This is a genomic window from Nocardioides sp., from assembly GCF_036274455.1.
Lineage (GTDB): Bacteria > Actinomycetota > Actinomycetes > Propionibacteriales > Nocardioidaceae > Nocardioides.
On record NZ_DASUFR010000121.1, the window covers coordinates 1 to 16,992 of the forward strand.

The 16,992-nt window shown below is 72.4% G+C and carries 14 protein-coding genes; 6 read left to right on the forward strand and 8 right to left on the reverse strand.

Features of this window, described 5'->3' with window-relative positions; translation table 11 throughout:
• Together gcvP and VFV89_RS11515 are read left to right on the forward strand one after the other, a co-directional pair.
• Positions 1–2,498, forward strand: a 2,498-nt coding sequence (gcvP, locus tag VFV89_RS11510; protein WP_329706079.1) for an aminomethyl-transferring glycine dehydrogenase, incomplete at its 5' end; no start/stop codon positions are given.
• 92 nt (positions 2,499–2,590) lie between these two features.
• Complete coding sequence (locus tag VFV89_RS11515; protein ID WP_329706080.1) at positions 2,591–3,115, forward strand: 2'-5' RNA ligase family protein; 525 nt, start codon at positions 2,591–2,593, stop codon at positions 3,113–3,115.
• Between the two features lie 21 nt (positions 3,116–3,136).
• On the opposite strand, the gene VFV89_RS11520 is transcribed toward VFV89_RS11515, so the two are convergent.
• Positions 3,137–3,844: an Ig-like domain-containing protein gene (locus tag VFV89_RS11520; protein ID WP_329706081.1), complete on the reverse strand. Its 708-nt coding sequence runs from the start codon at positions 3,842–3,844 to the stop codon at positions 3,137–3,139.
• A gap of 108 nt (positions 3,845–3,952) precedes the next feature.
• Here VFV89_RS11520 and VFV89_RS11525 point away from each other — a divergent pair, with 108 nt between their 5' ends.
• Complete coding sequence (locus tag VFV89_RS11525) at positions 3,953–4,828, forward strand: CHAD domain-containing protein (RefSeq protein ID WP_329706082.1); 876 nt, start codon at positions 3,953–3,955, stop codon at positions 4,826–4,828.
• Here the strand turns inward: VFV89_RS11525 and VFV89_RS11530 are convergent.
• The 3 genes from VFV89_RS11530 to VFV89_RS11540 are packed head-to-tail and all read right to left on the reverse strand — an operon-like array spanning position 4,818 to position 8,336.
• Complete coding sequence (locus VFV89_RS11530) at positions 4,818–5,381, reverse strand: hypothetical protein (RefSeq protein WP_329706083.1); 564 nt, start codon at positions 5,379–5,381, stop codon at positions 4,818–4,820. The two genes, VFV89_RS11525 and VFV89_RS11530, sit on opposite strands and share 11 nt — an antisense overlap.
• A 37-nt stretch (positions 5,382–5,418) precedes the next feature.
• Positions 5,419–6,831 (reverse strand): metallopeptidase TldD-related protein, encoded by a 1,413-nt coding sequence (locus VFV89_RS11535; RefSeq protein WP_329706084.1) that lies wholly within the window; start codon positions 6,829–6,831, stop codon positions 5,419–5,421.
• Positions 6,828–8,336 carry a TldD/PmbA family protein gene (locus VFV89_RS11540; RefSeq protein WP_329706085.1) on the reverse strand — a complete coding sequence of 503 codons (1,509 nt, stop codon included), beginning with the start codon at positions 8,334–8,336 and terminating at the stop codon, positions 6,828–6,830. The genes VFV89_RS11535 and VFV89_RS11540 overlap by 4 nt, the downstream gene beginning before the upstream one ends.
• A gap of 34 nt (positions 8,337–8,370) precedes the next feature.
• On the opposite strand from VFV89_RS11540, the gene VFV89_RS11545 reads away from it, so the two are divergent.
• Positions 8,371–9,096 (forward strand): sulfotransferase, encoded by a 726-nt coding sequence (locus VFV89_RS11545; protein ID WP_329706086.1) that lies wholly within the window; start codon positions 8,371–8,373, stop codon positions 9,094–9,096.
• Positions 9,097–9,303: 207 nt separating this feature from the next.
• Here the strand turns inward: VFV89_RS11545 and VFV89_RS11550 are convergent, their stop codons facing one another.
• Both VFV89_RS11550 and VFV89_RS11555 read right to left on the reverse strand, forming a co-directional pair.
• Entirely contained in the window at positions 9,304–10,062 is a 759-nt protein-coding gene (locus VFV89_RS11550; RefSeq protein WP_329706087.1) for a class I SAM-dependent methyltransferase, read from the reverse strand.
• A 20-nt stretch (positions 10,063–10,082) separates the two neighbouring features.
• Complete coding sequence (locus VFV89_RS11555; protein ID WP_329706088.1) at positions 10,083–11,549, reverse strand: DNA recombination protein RmuC; 1,467 nt, start codon at positions 11,547–11,549, stop codon at positions 10,083–10,085.
• Between the two features lie 99 nt (positions 11,550–11,648).
• Between VFV89_RS11555 and VFV89_RS11560 the strand changes: the two genes are divergently transcribed.
• A complete protein-coding gene (locus VFV89_RS11560) occupies positions 11,649–12,989 on the forward strand; it encodes a hypothetical protein (protein ID WP_329706089.1) in 1,341 nt (446 codons plus the stop codon).
• Here VFV89_RS11560 and VFV89_RS11565 read toward each other — a convergent pair.
• Both VFV89_RS11565 and pepN read right to left on the reverse strand, forming a co-directional pair.
• On the reverse strand, positions 12,980–13,795 hold the full coding sequence (locus VFV89_RS11565) for a formate dehydrogenase accessory sulfurtransferase FdhD (RefSeq protein ID WP_329706090.1): 816 nt from the start codon (positions 13,793–13,795) through the stop codon (positions 12,980–12,982). The genes VFV89_RS11560 and VFV89_RS11565 overlap by 10 nt on opposite strands.
• Positions 13,792–16,260 (reverse strand): aminopeptidase N, encoded by a 2,469-nt coding sequence (gene pepN, locus VFV89_RS11570; protein ID WP_329706091.1) that lies wholly within the window; start codon positions 16,258–16,260, stop codon positions 13,792–13,794. The genes VFV89_RS11565 and pepN overlap by 4 nt, the downstream gene beginning before the upstream one ends.
• 317 nt (positions 16,261–16,577) lie before the next feature.
• Between pepN and VFV89_RS11575 the strand changes: the two genes are divergently transcribed.
• A complete protein-coding gene (locus tag VFV89_RS11575) occupies positions 16,578–16,718 on the forward strand; it encodes a hypothetical protein (protein ID WP_329706092.1) in 141 nt (46 codons plus the stop codon).
• Positions 16,719–16,992 lie beyond the last annotated feature (274 nt).

A 16,992-nucleotide genomic window follows, 5' to 3' on the forward strand; every position in this document is an offset into this window, starting at 1 on the left:
AGATCTCCCAAGGTCGGCTCGAGGCGCTGCTCAACTTCCAGACGGTCGTCGCCGACCTGGCGGGCCTGCCCACGGCCAACGCGTCGCTGCTCGACGAGGCCACGGCCGCGGCGGAGGCGATGACGCTCGTGCGCCGCGCCAACCGCAAGGCGACCGGGCCCTTCGTCGTCGACGCCGACACCCTGCCCCAGACCATCGAGGTCGTCCGTACCCGGGCGGAGGCGATGGGCATCGACGTCGTGGTCGCCGACCTCGACCAGGGCCTGCCCGACGGCGAGCTGTCCGGGCTGCTTGTGTCCTACCCCGGCGCGTCCGGCCGGGTCGCGGATCCGCGCGCGCTCGCCGAAGCGGCGCACGGACGCGACGCGCTCGTCGTGGTCGCCGCGGACCTGCTGGCGCTGACGCTCCTGGAGGCTCCCGGTGCGCTCGGTGCGGACGTGGTGATCGGGTCCTCCCAGCGCTTCGGGGTGCCACTGTTCTACGGCGGCCCGCACGCGGGCTTCATGGCGGTCGGCGCCGGGCTCGAGCGGCACCTGCCCGGCCGGCTGGTCGGTGTCAGCGTCGACGCCGAGGGCCGGCCGGCCTACCGCCTCGCCCTGCAGACCCGCGAGCAGCACATCCGCCGCGACAAGGCGACGTCGAACATCTGCACCGCCCAGGTGCTGCTGGCGGTCGTGGCGAGCATGTACGCCGTCTACCACGGCCCCGAAGGGCTGCGTGGCATCGCGCGCCGCACCCACGACCTCGCGGCCCGGGCCGCGGCTTCGCTGGCCAACGCCGGCTACGACGTGCCCACCACGAGCTTCTTCGACACCTTCACGGTCCTCGCTCCCGGGCGTGCCGCGAAGATCGTGGCCGCCGCTCGCGAGGAGGGGCTGCACCTGCGACTGGTCGATGCCGACACGGTCGGGCTGTCGTTCTCGGAGGTCAGCGGGCCGCACACCCTCCGCGCCCTCCACGCCGCGTTCGGGGTGGTCCCCACCGAGACCGAGCCGCTCGACGCGCTGCCCGCCGACCTGGCCCGGACCACGCCGTACCTCACCCACGAGGTGTTCTCCAGCCACCGCAGCGAGACCCAGATGCTGCGCTACCTGCGCCGGCTCTCGGCCCGCGACTACGCGCTGGACCGCGGCATGATCCCGCTCGGCTCGTGCACGATGAAGCTCAACGCGACCACCGAGATGGAGCCGGTGAGCCTGCCCGGCTTCGCGGACCTGCACCCCTTCGCGCCGGCCGAGGACGCCCAGGGCTACCGCAGGCTGGTCGAGCAGCTCGAGGGGTGGCTGGCCGAGGTGACCGGCTACGCGCACGTCTCGATCCAGCCCAACGCCGGCTCCCAGGGTGAGCTGGCCGGGCTGCTCGCCATCCGCGGCTACCACCGCGCGAACGGCGACACCGGCCGGGACGTGTGCCTGATCCCGTCGTCCGCGCACGGCACCAACGCGGCGTCCGCGGTGATGGCCGGGATGCGCGTGGTCGTGGTCAAGGCGGCCGACGACGGCGCGGTGGACCTCGATGACCTGCGCGCGCAGTGCGAGGCGCACCGCGACGACCTGGCCGCGATCATGGTGACCTACCCGTCGACGCACGGCGCCTACGAGGACACCATCACCGAGCTCTGCCGGATCGTGCACGAGCACGGCGGCCAGGTCTATGTCGACGGCGCCAACCTCAACGCCCTGCTGGGGTTCGCCAAGCCCGGCGAGTTCGGTGGCGACGTGTCCCACCTCAACCTGCACAAGACGTTCTGCATCCCGCACGGCGGCGGCGGCCCCGGGGTCGGGCCGGTCGCGGTCCGGCAGCACCTCGCGCCGTACCTCCCCTCGCACGGCATGCACCCGCAACCGGAGCAGCGCGACGGCATCGGGCCCATCAGCGCGGCGCCCTACGGCTCGGCCGGGATCCTGCCGATCTCGTGGGCCTACATCCGGTTGATGGGGGGCGCCGGCCTGACCAGGGCCACCGCGGCAGCGGTGCTGAGCGCCAACTACGTCGCGGCCCGGCTCGGTGAGCACTTCCCGGTGCTCTACCGCGGCCACAGCAACCTGGTGGCGCACGAGTGCATCCTCGACGTGCGCGGCCTGACCAAGGACACCGGCGTGACCGTGGACGACGTGGCCAAACGGCTCATCGACTACGGCTTCCACGCGCCCACGATGTCGTTCCCGGTCGCCGGCACCCTGATGGTGGAGCCGACCGAGTCCGAGGACCTCGGCGAGATCGACCGGTTCTGCGAGGCGATGATCGCGATCAAGGGCGAGATCGACCGAGTTGCCGCGGGGGAGTGGAGCGCCGAGGCGTCGCCGCTGCGCGGCGCCCCGCACACCACCCGTGCACTGGTCGGCGAGTGGGACCGCGCCTACGACCGCGAGCTGGCCGCGTTCCCGGCGGGCAAGGACCCCGACAAGTACTGGCCGCCGGTGGCCCGCATCGACCAGGCGTACGGCGACCGCAACCTGGTCTGCGCCTGCCCGCCGCCCGAGGCGTTCGCGGACTAGGAACCGCTTGCCGCCTGACCTGCACGCATGGTTAGGCCTGCAGGCGCGGATGCCGCTGGAACCAGGTGGCGCAGACCGACGATGCTGGGCGAGTGGCGCTCGCCGTCTGCTTGCTCTTCGACGCCCGGTCGGACCTGCTGATGCGGGAGCTGTGGTCGCGACTCGAGGACAAGGGGGTCTCGACGCTGGCGACCCACACGCATGGACGGCACTATCCGCATCTGTCCTACGCCGTGCTCCGCAGCTGGGACCTGGAGAGGGTGCAGGAGGCGCTCGCCGCGCTCCCGGCCGCTGAGCCCTTCGTGATGTCCTTCCAGGGCACGCTCGCGTTCCCGCGCGGCCGGGCTGCGCTCGCGCCGGCGATCACCGCCGATGTGGCCCTGCGCCAGTGGCGGATCGTCACCGCCCTCGCGGCCACCGGTGCGGAGCTGCACCGGAACTACGAGGCGGGCCAGTGGGTGCCGCACGTCTCGGTCGCCACGCGTGCGCAGGGCGACAAGCTGGCCATTGTCGTGAAGGCGATCGCCGACGTCCTGCCCCTCACGGTCCGCGTCGAGCGAGCCGCTCTCGTCGACAGCGCAACCGGCCAGACCTGGGGGCTGCCACACATCCCCTGAGCCGAGCAGCCTCGCAGTCGATCAGGCTGGGGAGGCGGTGCGCCACCGGTCGGCCAGACGCCCGCTGAGGGCGACACCCCCGAGGTGCCGGGACGCCACTCGATGCAGCTCGATCCCGTTGACGTGGCCGGTCCCGAGGAAGACGTCGCCGCGACGGCTGGTGGCGATCCAGTCGATGCGGGTGCGGTGGACCTTGATGGCGACGGTGTCGCCCTTGGCGATGAGCAGGCTGCCGTCCGGCTGGTCCTCCTTGAACGAGCCGTAGAGGAACCGCATGGAGATGTCCGTCGGGTTGGTCACGCGCAGCACGCCGGGCCGGCTGGCAACCTTCTTGATCGGGATCTTCGGGAGCTCCTCGACGGTGACGGTGATCGTGCCCGGCACCAGGTAGCTGTAGTCGCAGGCGTAGTAGGTGAAGGTGTAGCTGCCCGGCTTGGCGTGCGGCTTGGCGAAGATGTCGATCTCGTCGCCGAAGGAGTCCGCGACCAGCCCGCGGTAGTGCTCGGTGCCGATCCGGCAGAGCGCGAGCAGGTCGTTGTCCGGGTCGTGGTCGTTGCTGATCGGCTTGATGGCAACGGTGTTGGCCTGCAGGACGGTCACGTTGTCGGGCGCGGTCACCGGCGGGCTGCCCGTGGCCGCTTGCGCGGACGGAGCAGGAGACAGCACGGCCAGGCCCAGGACGGTGAAGGCGACGGCGACCAGGGCCGGCAGCGCGCGACGATGACTCATGCGCGGACCCTACGGTGCCCCGGGTGGTGAGTCACGCACCCGCCCGGCGGTTGCTGCACGAAACCTGACCGTGTACGCCGCGGCGCCCGGCGGAGGAGACTGGCCGTCGTGGTGGACGCGCCCGACGTGCCGGAGCCGCAGCGGCCGTCGAGGACGAAGCCGGCCAGACGGCTGCTGCATCTGTGGGTCATCGAGCAGGCCGGCGAGATCGAACGGCTGGACCCTCTCGTGCGGGAGCTCGACCCGAGTGGCGTGCACGGCATGCGCAAGGCCTGCCGTCGACTGCGCGGAGGGCTGGCGACCTGTCGCCCGCTGGTGGACCGGGACCGCACCGACCCGATCCGCGAGGAGCTGCGCTGGCTGGCCAGGACGCTCGGGCCGGCCCGGGACGACGAGGTCGTCGGGACTCGGATCGAACAGCTGCTGGGTGCGGAGGAGGCGGACACGGGGCTGGCCCATCGGGCCCTGGCGCGACACGTCCACGCGCGCGCGGACCACAACCGGGCGGTCCTCGGCGAGGCCCTCGGCTCGCAGCGTTACGCCGACCTGCGCACCTCGCTCGACCGGCTGGGGGCCGATCCGCCGTGGACAGCGCAGGCGGACCGGCCCGCGCGGGATGTGCTCCCCGAGCTGGTGCGCCAGGAGGGGAAGCGGATGCGCCGCCGGCGTCGCGAGGCCGAGGATCCCCATGAGGTCCGGAAGGCGGCCAAGCGGCTGCGCTACGCCTACGAGCTCGTCGAGCCGGTCTGGAGGGCCGAGGCCAAGGGACCTCGGGAGGCGGCCGGCCGGCTCACCAGCGTGCTCGGAGAGCGCCAGGACACGGTCGTGGCCCGTGACTGGCTGGTGACGCTCTCGGCCGGTGTGCGGTCCGGCCGGGCCGGCTTCGTCCTCGGCCGGATCCACGCCCAGGAGCAGCAGCGTGAGCTCGAGCTCCTGGACGAGGCCGACTCGGTGTGGCAGGAGCTGAAGGCGCTCAGCTGGTGATCCGGCGCCACCGGCCGGCCACCGCGGCGCCGATGAGCAGCCCGGCGACCGCGGGGTAGAGCACCGCGCCGGCGCCGACCAACCCGAAGCTGGTGTGGCTCCAGATCTCCGGGATGTCGTTGGCCCGCTCGACGTACGACGCGCGGTCGAGCACGATCCACACGCACGGTCCGGCACCGAGCACCAGTCCGGCCAGGAGCGGCCCCAGCGCCGAGATGCGCCCGGCCGCGGCGGCCACGAAGAGGCAGGCTGCGGCCACCCCGGCCACGATCATCACGTTGTCGGAGATCTCGCCGCCCTGGTAGGCCGTCAGCCCGTCGCCCAGCGTCCGGTAGTAGACGTAGTCGAACGCGGCGTAGGCGCCCAGGACGCCCAGGAAGGACAGCACGACACTGCCAAGGTGGCGGTTGGCGCCCAGGCCGCGGCTGCGCCGGGTGGCGACCGGCTCGGGCGTCTGGGTCGCTTCGGTGGCCGGCTCGTCGAGCGGGTGGACGTGCTCGAGCTCCTGCTCCTGCTCCACAGCGGCCGCACTCTCGTCCGTGGTTGCGCTCATGCTCACGAAAGTACGCCGATCAGGCGCCCGAATGACGCTACTGGGCCGGCGACACGCTCGACATGTTGAAGTCGGGTATGCGCAGTCCGGGCATCGCGGTGCGCGAGAAGTAGTCGTCGCCCCACTCGCGGCTGAAGGCCGGCACGGTGCCCGAGGCATGCGAGAAGCGGCGGAGCAGGTCGATCGGGCTCTCGTTCCAGCGGAAGTTGTTGACAGCGGCTGTGATCTCACCGCCCTCGACGAGGTAGACGCCGTCGCGGGTCAGGCCGGTGAGCAGCAGCGTCTGCGGGTCGACCTCGCGGATGTACCACAGACAGGTCAGCAGCAGGCCGCGCTCGGTGCCGGCGACGAGGTCCTGGACGGACCCCTCGCCGCCCTCGACCTCGAGCACCAGGTTGTCGATCACGGGAGTGGCAGGCTGCTTTGTCATCGCGGCGGTGTGCCGGGTCTGGCGCAGTGCCGTCAGCTCACCTCGCCGGATCCAGTCGGTCGCGGCGAGCTCGAGGCCGTTGTCGAAGACCGACGTCACGTTCGAGGATGCGGGGGCCACGGTGAACGGCGCGCACTCCAGCCCGGCGTACGCCGGGTCGGAGACGAGGCTGACCTCGGACCGGACGATGTCCTCGCCGATCCGGGTGCCCGTGGGCCGGCGGCTGTAGACCGACTGGCCCTCCCACGCGTCCCGGGCACCGGCCTCCCAGTAGGCGTAGATCATCAGGTCCGCCACCGCGGTCGGCGGCAGGATCGTGTCGAAGCGGCCCGCCTCGAGGTCGACCTTGCGCTTGCCCCAGGCCAGCCGCTGGGCCAGCTCCTCCTCGGCGGCCAACGGGTCGACGTCGGTGAAGTCGCGGGTGGCCCGGCCGACCCACGCGCTGGATGACAGGTCCGCGGTCTTGCCGGTGCAGGCGAAGTGGCCCGTCGGCTGGACGTGCCGGAGCCGGAGCCCTGTCGACGACCCGAGGTAGGTCGTGGTGACCCGGTGGTCGACGAAGCCGTAGAGCACCCGACCCGCGGCCCCGGACCGGTCGAACGCCTCACCGAGCGCGGGCGCCACCTCGTCGTAGACGTCGATGCCGGTGGTGGCCGGCTCCTCGGCCCAGTCCGCAGAGGTGCGGTCGGACACGAGGTCGTTCGCGTCCTCGGCCGGTGCCGCAGCACGCGCGGCCGCGTCAGCGGCGCGGACCAGCTCGTCGACCTCGGCCTGGGTCGTGGCGCTGCCGGTCACCGAGCCCACCGAGACACCACCGGCCTGCTTGACGAAGGAGACGATCGAGACGTCGAGGCCGTGCATCACGCCGTTGGTCGTGAGGGTGTTGTTGGCCCAGCGCAGGTTGGCGCTGGTCGAGTCGGTGACGATGGCCACGCAGTCGTCGCCCATCGACGTGGCCAGCGCCTGCTCGACGAGGGACTGCGGGCTGATGCCGTGGGGGCGCCTCGCGGTGGCGGTCATCGGCCGGACTCCTGCGTGGTGTTGAGGATGCGGATGTCGCGGAACAGCGATGTCGGACAGCCGTGGCTGACCGAGGCGACCTGCCCGGGCTGAGCCTTGCCGCAGTTGAAGGCACCGCCCAGCTCCCAGGTCTGCGGGCCGCCCACCGCCTCCATGGCGCCCCAGAAGTCGGTCGTGGTGGCTTGGTAGGCCGCGTCGCGGACCTGGCCGGTCAGCTCGCCGTTCTTGATCCGGTAGAAGCGCTGACCGGTGAACTGGAAGTTGAAGCGCTGCATGTCGATCGACCAGGACCGGTCGCCCTTGATGTAGAGGCCGTGCTCCACCCGCCCGATCAGCTCCTCGGTGGACGGGCCGTCCGGAGCCGGCTGCAGCGAGACGTTGGCCATCCGCTGGATCGGGATGTGGCTGGGGGAGTCGGCGTACGCACAGCCGTTGGAGCGGCCATCGTTCAGCTCCGGCTTCATCCGGCCCATCGACCGGTCGAGCTGGTAGCCGACCAGCACGCCGTTGCGGACGATGTCCCAGCTCTGGGTCTGCACCCCCTCGTCGTCGTAGCCGATGGTCGCGAGCCCGTGCTCGACGATGCGGTCGCCGGTGACGTGCATGACGTTCGAGCCGTACTGAAGCGTGCCGAGCCGGTCATAGGTCGCGAACGACGTCCCGGCATAGTTGGCCTCGTAGCCGAGGGCGCGGTCGAGCTCGGTGGCGTGGCCGATCGACTCGTGGATGGTCAGCCACAGGTTCGACGGGTGGATGACCAGGTCGTAGCGGCCTGGCTCGATCGTCGGCGCCTTGAGCTTCTCGGCCAGCAGCTCGGGCATCTCCTCGAGCTCGGCGTCCCAGTCGTGGACGCCGCCGGTGAGGTACTCCCAGCCGCGGCCGGCCGGCGGCGCGACCGTGCGCATCGAGTCGAAGGTGTCGGCGCCTGCGCCCATCGCCATCGCCTCGGGGTCGACGCGCACCCGCTGCTGGGTGGTCACCGTGCCTGCGAGGTCGGCGTAGTACTTGTTCTCCTGCACCTGCCCGACAGACGCGGTCGCATGGTCGACGGCGGCGCCCTGCCGCAGCCGCTCGGTCCAGTCGATCAGCAGCCCGGCCTTGTCGGCGGTCGGGACGTCGAAGGGGTTGACGTCGTAGGACGAGACCCAGGTGACGTCGGCGTACACCGCCTCCGGCGCGAGCTCGACCGGTGCGCTCGTCATCTCGGCCGCGATCTCGGCGACGGCGACCGCGGTGTCCGCGACCCGGCGGGCCTCGTCGGCGGTGAGCACCACCCCGGCCGCGAAGCCCCACGCGCCCTTGTGGATCACCCGGACGGCGAACCCGACGTCGTCGGAGTCCAGTGCGGTCTGCAGGACGCCGTCGCGGACGACGAGGTGCTGGTGGCGGAGCCGCTCGAAGCGGAAGTCCGCATGGCTCACCCCCAGCGCCTGGGCCCGGGCGAGCGCGACCGCGCCGAGCTCGCGGTAGGGAAGGGCGGTGAAGGTCGGATCGATCTCCGGCACGACCCCAACCTAGCCACGTCCTAGGGTGGCGCTCATGTCGGTATCCGCCGTTCCCGGGGCCGGGCCCTCCTGGCTCGGCATCGGAGCCCAGCGCAGCGGGACCACCTGGTTCACCGACCTGCTCACCCAGCACCCCGAGGTCGGGCTCGGGACCAACGGGAAGAAGGAGCAGCATCTCCTGCACAAGGTGGCCGACGGGGTGCTGCCGGCCCCGGAGTACCTCTCGCTCTTCCCACCCGACGGCGTACGCCGCGGGGAGTGGACGCCGCAGTACCTCCGCCACGCATCGGCCCCGGCGGCCGCGGCCCGGATGGCCCCGGACGCGCCGGTGCTGGTGCTGCTGCGCGACCCGGTCGACCGGTTCCGGTCGGCGATGCGGCTGGCGGCCACGCGGGCAGCAGCTGGCAACCCCTCGCCGTGGCCGTACCCGGTGCCGATCACGGTCCAGACCTTCACCGGCTTCTACGCCGACCAGCTCGACGCCTGGGCCGCCGCGGTGGGCCGCGACCGGATGGTCGTCATGGTCTACGAGCAGGTGCGGCGTACGCCGCAGGACGCCGTCGACGCCGTGTGGCGCCGGCTCGGCCTCGACCCGGTCCCGCTGGCGGGGGTGGACGAGGCCTCGGGGTCGAGCAGCCGCGCCGACTGGGACTGGCCGGAGGGGCTGCGCGAGGCGCTCCAGGTGATGTACCGGCCGCAGCTTGCGCGGCTGGAGTCGGACTGGGGCCTCGACCTCGGCGACTGGACGTCCACTCGCTGAGGTGCCCGCGCGCCCACGTCCGGCAGCGGTGAGCTTTCAACCGGTCTGAGCCGCCCAGACGTTCAACCACCACCGGCGCCTCGGCGTGTCCCCGCCGACATGCCGAGGTGGCGGTGGGCGATCAACCACGCTCGGCCGGGCTGAGGTTGACAGGTCACCGCTCCCCAGGCCCGCGCCCAGCAACGGCGCGGCGAAGCCCCGTTGGGCTCAGGCGCGGCCGACCGCGGTCCAGGTCACGGCGGTGACGTCGAACCGGCCGTCCGGGAGCCGGGCACGGCAGCGTTCGCGCAGCTCGGCGACCTGGTCGGCGGTCCGGGTGGCGAGGTAGTCGCCGACCGAGCCGGCCGGCTCCTCGTAGGGCGCCCACCAGTCCTCGAACGACTCCAGCCGGATCGTCACCGCGAGCTCACCGCTCTCGACGGCGGCGAGCCCGGCCTCCCGGAACAGGCGGACCAGGTCGCCCTCGGTCGAGCCCGCGGACGCGTCGGCCTCGCGGCGGGCCGACGGGTCGATCTCGGTCGCTGCTGCCCAGAAGAGCGAGAGCGGGCCGCGTTCGCCGCCGTGGTCCCAGACGCAGGCTGCGACCGGCGCCCCCGGCGCGGTGACCCGCGCCATCTCCGAGAGCCCGCGGACGGGATCCTTCATGAAGTGCACGACCAGCTGGGCGAAGGAGGCGGCATAGGCACCGTCGGCGTAGGGGAGCGCCTCGGCCGAGCCTTCGCGGACGTCGACGCCCGGAAGCCGCGACCGGGCGGCAGCGACGAACCCCGGGGTCGGGTCGATGGCGTCGACCCGGCCGGCGCCGAGCCGGTCGACGAGCACCGAGGTCAGCACCCCCGGCCCGCAGCCCACGTCGAGCACCCGCCCCTCGACGGGTAGGCCGACGAGGTCGGCGAACCGGGGTGCGAGGGGCTCGGAGAAACGGCCCATGAACCGTGCGTAGGAGTCTGCGCTGCCGAAGGCCATGGGAGGACAGTAGAACGTGGTCAGGCTTCGTGACGCCTGTCGTCGGCAGCTGTGGAGGCCCGGTCCGCGTCGTCCTCGACCAGCTCCTCGACCTCCGGGTCGCTGCGCCACAACGTCTCCGCCTCCGGGGGCTCTGGCGCACGGCGGGTCCGCCGGCCGACGAGGGGCTCGACCTGGGTGGCGTCGTCGACGAGCTCGGGTGCCTGGATCTGTCGGACCGGCGCCTCGAGCCGCTCGGGCGGCGAGAGCTCGCGCTCGCTGACCTGCAGATCACGGAACCGGCGGGCCGACACGAACACGCGGGTCTCGACGGTCCCGATGGTCTCGTTGTAGGCGTTGACCGTCGAGCCGAGCGCGCGCCCGAGCTTGTCGAACCGGTTGCCGAGCTGGCCCAGCCGCTCGTGCAGCTCGCGACCGAGGCGGAACACCTCCCGGGCCGTCTCCGCCAGCGCGGCCTGCTTCCAGCCGTAGGAGATGGCACGCAGCATCCCGATCAGCGTGGTGGGGGTGGCCAGCACGACGTCCTTGCCGATGGCGTACTCGTAGAGGTCCGGCATCTGGTCGAGCGCAGCGGAGAAGAACGCCTCGCTGGGCAGGAAGAGGACCACGAACTCCGGCGACTCGGCCGCCTTCCAGTACTGCTTGCTCGAGAGCTGGTCGACATGGGTGCGCACGTGCCGGGCGAACGACGCCAGGTGGGCGGCCTGCTGCGCCTCGTCATCGGTCTCGGCGGCATCGAGGAACGCGCTCAGCGGGACCTTGGAGTCGACGAAGACGTACTTGCCGTCGGCGAGGTTGACCCGCATGTCGGGCCGGAGCCGCTGCCCGTCGGCCTGGTTGGTCACCTGGAGGTCGAAGTCGCAGCGCTCGACCATGCCGGCCAGACGGGCGACGTTCTTGAGCGTGGTCTCCCCCCAGGAGCCGCGCACCTGCGGCTTGCGGAGCGCGGTGACCAGCGTCGCGGCCTCGCGGCGCATCGCCTCGCCGGCCTGGCGGACCGTCGAGACCTGGGCGCGGAGGTCGCTGGCCATCGCCACCCGCTCCTTCTCGACCTCGCCGAGGCGCGCCTGGAACTCCTTGAGGCTCTCGGCCACCGGCGCGAGCAGCCGCTCGGTGGCCTGCAGCCGCTGTGCGGACACGGCCTCGACCGCCTTGCCCTGCCGCTCGGCGACCTCGGTCGACAGGAGCCGGAACTGGTCGACCATGGCCTGCCGGTCGGCGGCGACCTCCTCGGCGCGCACGATCGCGGCATCGCGCTGGGCGACCGCCGCCGCGACGTCGGCGTCGGCCAGCGCCCCGGCCATCCGGGCCTCGGCCGCCTCCTTGCGGGCCACCGCGGCCTCGGCGCGCGCGTTGGCGAGCTCCTCCCTGGCGCGGGAGAGCTCACGCTCGTCGTGGCCTGCGGTCAGCGAGCGGCCGAGCCAGGCACCGACGAGCACACCCGCCACGAGGGAGAGCAGCACGAGTGCGACGGTCAGTGGAGCCATGACGGCATCGTGAACCACGGCACCGACAGCCCGGCGCAGCCCACGCCGTACTCTCTCGGATCGCCACGCGGCTGGGCGCGGCCAACTACTCTGCCGGTTATGCCTCTCCTCGTCGGCCGGGCCGCGACCGTCATTGCGGCGGCAGGGACCGCACTGGCGGTCGCCGTACCGCCAGCGCTCGCTGAGGTCACCGCGACGACCGACGACTTGGGCCACGTCTTCGTCGTGAGCGACGACCCGCTCGACGACCCGGTGAGCGTGGCGTGCGTCACCGGCATGGCCAACGTCAACGGCGCCTCAGCCGAGCCCGAGCTGGCCTGCCCGGACGTCACCACCGTGGTGGTGGACGCGGCCGAGGGCTCGCAGGCCGTCAACCTGGGCGGCGTCACAGAGCTGGCCTTCCCGGGGCTCGCCCGCAGCACCGTCGACGTCGACGACACCGACGCCGACTCGGTCACCGGGAGCGAGGCCCGCGACGTGGTGCACGCCGACGGCAAGGACACGGTGACCGGCGGCCTCGGCGACGACTGGGTGGACGGCGCCGGTACGGCGTCCGGAGGCGCAGGCGACGACGTCCTGCGCAACATCTCCAACGACGTCCAGGGCGGCACCGGCGACGACCGGATCGTCAACCCGGGCGGTGGCTCCATCAACGGAGGCGACGGCCGCGACGTCGTGGTCCAGGACTACACCGCGTCACCGGTGCAGCAGACCGTCACGCTCTACATCTCCAACGCGCTGCTCGGCCCCGCGCCCGGTGTCGGCATCTCGAGCACCGCGATCGAGGAGTACGACATCACCACGAGCAGCGGCGTCCGGGCGGACACGATCGACAGCACGGCGTACTCCGGAGTGCTGGTGGTCGAGACCCTCGCCGGAGACGACACCGTCCGGGGCGGACCCGGTGCGGACGTGGTCGACGCCGGACCCGGCAACGACTCGATCAACCCCGGCGGCGGGGCGGACCTGGTCCGCGGCGGCGACGGCGACGACACGATCTCGTCGCGGGACGGGGTCGCCGACTCCGTCGAGTGCGGTCCCGGCAACGACACGGTGATCGCGGATCGCTCCGACGCGCTGAGCGGGTGCGAGAACGTCTCCCTCCCGCCGCCGGAGACCAGCGTCATCGTGGGCGAGACGAAGGTGCGCAAGAACGACAAGGTCCTGTTCGCCTTCGCCGCCTCGGTGTCGAGCGCGACCTTCGAGTGCGCCATCGACACCGGCCCCTACAAGCCGTGCACCAGCCCCTACACGGTGAAGAGCCGCAAGCTCTCCGTCGGCAAGCACCTGCTGTCGGTGCGGGCGGTCCAGCCGGCCGGCAACCCCGATCCGACGCCGTCGACGCTGGTCTTCAAGGTCAAGCACAAGAAGAAGAAGCAGAAGAAGGCCCACGCTCACATCCCTGCGCACGCTCACGCGCAGGGCCACGCTCACGCGTAGCGCACGGTCCGCTGCGCGGAGGTGAAGCCGTAGAGCGCGAGCCCGGCCTCGCGGGCCAGCTCCACCGCCAGGCTGGTCGGCGCGCCCACCGCGACGAGCGCGCCGGTGCCCGCGGCCACCGCCTTCTGCACCAGTTCGAAGCCCGCCCGGCCGCTGACCACCAGCGCCGCGCCGCTCGGCGACTGCCCGGCGACCACCCGGGCGCCGGTGACCTTGTCGACCGCGTTGTGGCGCCCGACGTCCTCGCGGACGACGAGCAGCTCCCCGTCCGCGCCGGCCAGCGCCGCCGCATGCACGCCACCGGTCGTGGCGAAGACGGTCTGGGCCTCGCGGAGCCGGTCCGGGAGGGAGCGTACGACGTCCGCCGCCGGCAGCGGGCCGGACCAGGGACCGGCTGCCGGCGCCGCGAGCGCCTCCGCGATCGTGTCCTTGCCGCACACCCCGCACGCGGACGAGCCCGAACCCGTGTGCCGGTGGCCCGGGTCGCGGGTGGGCGGCCCGGCGAGGGTCACCGTGACCACGTTGAACTCCTGCTCGGGGGTCAGGTCCACGTCGGTGCAGTAGGCGATGGTCTGCGGGGGAGCGGTGATCAGCCCCTCGTGCACCAGCCAGCCCGCCGCGAGCTCGAAGTCGTGGCCCGGCGTGCGCATCGTGACCCAGACCCGCCGCGGTGGCGCGCCGGGCCAGGCCAGCCGGATCTCGAGTGGCTCCTCGGTGGCCAGCCGGTCCTCGTGGCGGCGCTCCCCGTCGGTGCTCAGCTCGTGCACGCGGGTGCGGATCGTCGGGCCGGGACGGCGTGCCTTCATGGACGTGGGTAGGCCTCCAGCACGGCGAGCTTGCGCGCGAGGTTGTCGGCCTGGTCGACGAGCCGGCGCCGGATGGAGAGGTCCAGGTCGCCGTCCGCGACCAGCGCCTCGGCCCGGTCCAGCGTCTCGCGGGTCAGCGAGGTGCGCGGGAAGAAGTGCTCGGCCGCGTCCGCGAGCACCCAGCCGCTGCGCACCCGGACCGTGCCGGGCAGATCGGCGAAGTAGCGCTCGACGTACGGCCCGGTGAGCTTCTCCTGCCCTCCGCGCCAGAAGCCGAGCCCGACCGCCTCGAGCTCGTAGTTGGGCAGGTCGGTCTCGCCGGTGAAGCAGCCCCACGCCCAGGCCTTGGCGCCGGCGTCGGGCAGCGAGGCGCGGGCGCCGGCGTGACGGACCCGGGCCACGGCGTTGGGGTCCGCCTCGAGCTGGCGGTCCAGCTCGGCCAGGTCGGCGGCACCGAGGGTCGCCAGGCGGACCAGGATCCGCCACCGCAGGTCGACGTCCAGAGGGATGCCGTCGGGCAGCTGGTCCCCGGACAGCCACGTGCGGAGGATCCCGGCCTCGGCGGTGGCGATGGCGGCCCGGAACGCCGCCAGCTGCTCCTCCGACGTGGGGTCCGCGGCGGCCAGCTTGGCGCGGGAGGCGCCGTGGACCTGCGCGACCGCTGCCTCCGGGTCCGGCTGCAGCGGGATGACCCAGCCGTAGACCCACGCCATCGTGCGCCGCGGCGTGTCCTCGGTGTCCTCGATCGGGAGGCTCCGCACCACGATGTCGAGCACGTCGACCGGGTCGACCGCGGCGTTGTGGAGGGCGCTGCGCACGTTGCTCCACACCCCGGCCCGGAGCAGCGGGTCCTCGACCTCCGGCAACAGCCCCTCCAGCGCGTCCATCGTCAGCTTGTCCGGGATGAGCAGCGCCCACGTGTCGTTGTAGGGGTCGAGCAGCACCGGCCGGTCACCGGCGTCGAAGGGCGTCTCGGCCGCCTCGATCTCGAGCACGTGATCGGTCCACGTGCCGTCATCCGCCGCCACCGCGGCGCGAAGGCGGTGCGGGCGGTCGGCCGGGTGCCCGGCGGGCGGCGTACGCCGGATGACCCCGGCGGCCCGATCCAGCTCGATGCGGTCGGGGCCCGCGGTGCGCAGCCAGTTGTCGGTGAAGGCCGCCATGTCCATGCCCACGTCGGAGGCGCCGGCCCGCTCCCAGCTCTCGAACAGGTCGTGCATCGTGGCGTTGCCGAACCGATGCCGCTCGAAGTGGTCGATCGCGCCCCGGAAGAAGACGTCGTCGCCCAGGGTGGCGTTGATCTGGCGGAGGATCGCGCAGCCCTTGGCGTAGGAGATGCCGTCGAAGTCCTGCAGGGCGGCGCTTGCGTCGACCGCGCCGTTGCCGGCCACTGGGTGGCTGCTGGGCCCCTGGTCGGCCGTCAGCCCCCACTGGCGCCGGGCGTAGGAGTCGCTGACCCACATGTCGGTGTACTCGGTGACGTCGGCGGTGACCCGGTTGCCCATGTACTCGGCGAACGACTCGTTGAGCCACAGGTCGTCCCACCAGGCCGGGGTGACAAGGTTGCCGAACCACTGGTGCGCCATCTCGTGCGCGATCGTGCTCGCGCGGGTGATCCGGACGCCCCGTGTCACCCGGCTGGTGAAGATGAGCGGGTCGCGGAAGGTGACGCAGCCGGGGTTCTCCATCGCGCCGGCGTTGAACTCCGGCACGAAGGCCTGGTGGTAGTCGCCGAACGGGTAGCGGATCCCGAAGAGCCGGTGCAGCTCGTCGAAGCTCTGCCTGGTCAGCGTGAACAGCTCGTCCGCGTCCTTGTCGAGGTCGGCGGCGATGCTGGCCCGTGCGCTCAGGCCGAGCGGGATCCCGTCGTGCTCGTCGCGCAGCACGTGGTAGGGACCGGCGACCAGCGTGACGAAGTAGGTCGACAGCGGCTGGCTCTGCTCGAACTCCCAGGTGCCCCTCTCGACCTGGGTGCCCGGTGCGTTGCCGATCACCACCCAGTCCTCGGGGGCGCGCACGTGCAGCGTGTACGGCGCCTTGAGGTCGGGCTGGTCGAAGCAGGCGAAGATCGTCGGCGCTGCGTCCATGAAGGACATGCCGTACACGTAGCTCTTGCCGTCGGCGGGGTCGGCGCTGCGGTGCAGCCCCTCGCCGTCGTTGCGGAACGGCATCGTCGCCTCGACCACGAGCTCGTGCTCGCCCTCGGTGAGCTCGAGCGGGAACCGCCCGCGCTCCAGCAGGTCCACGTCCAGGGGCCGCCCGTCGAGGCGGACCTGGGCGACCCGGACCGGCTTGAGGTCGAGGAAGGTGCTGCCGGCCCGGCTGCGGAACCGGATCGTCGTGACCGACTCGAAGGTGGCGTCGTCGCAGGCGAGGTCGAGGCTCACGTCGTACGACGTGAGGTCGAGGAGCTCGCGGCGGGCCAGCGCCTCGGTGCGCTGGAGGGAGGCGTAGGGGCTCGGCACCCGGCCAGCGTATTCCGGCCCGCGTATTACGACGCGACTCACCGAGCCTCAGGGTGGCTGTTGGACGGAGCCCGACGTAGAATGGAAGCTCCCACGAGAGGCGGGCCAGATCTTCTGAGGTCCGGCCCGCCGTGGCATTTCACAGGGCATTCCGGACACCTCGACCGAGGGTTCGCCGGCACTACGACGGTGTCGGACATCACCCCTGCGCCGGTTTGGGCGCGTGTTCGCTCCGCCCTAGGATGTAAGAGTCGCATCCGCGATCTACCGATTACTTTCGATCGCTCTCCAGCGAGGGCGGAAGGAGTGGGCCCGCCATGTCCGCGCAGCTGTACCTGTCCCGTCTCGTCGAGGACGGCCGGACCGACCGGAGCACTCCCCGGGTCCCGCTGCGCACCAGTGGGCTGACCCGGCAGCAGCGCCGCCTGCGGCGCGCGCTGGAGGACCGCAAGCACTGAGCCTCTGACCCCGCCGAGCCCCGCACCCCCCGGGCGGAACGGCGGTCGGACGTCCTGACCCCCACGGTCGTCGTCCGGCGACGGACCCCGAGCCCCTCCGGCTCGGGGTCCGTCGTGTTGCGGGGGGAAGGGAACCCGCACACTCCCGAGACAAGTCGGCCGCCGCCCGTGGTTCAAGCGAGGGGGCGGTGGTGGCAGGCTTCGGGCATGCCAGCCGAGCTCGGTCCCGAGACCTATCGCAGCGTCGACCTCCACCAGATCGGTGAGCACCGGT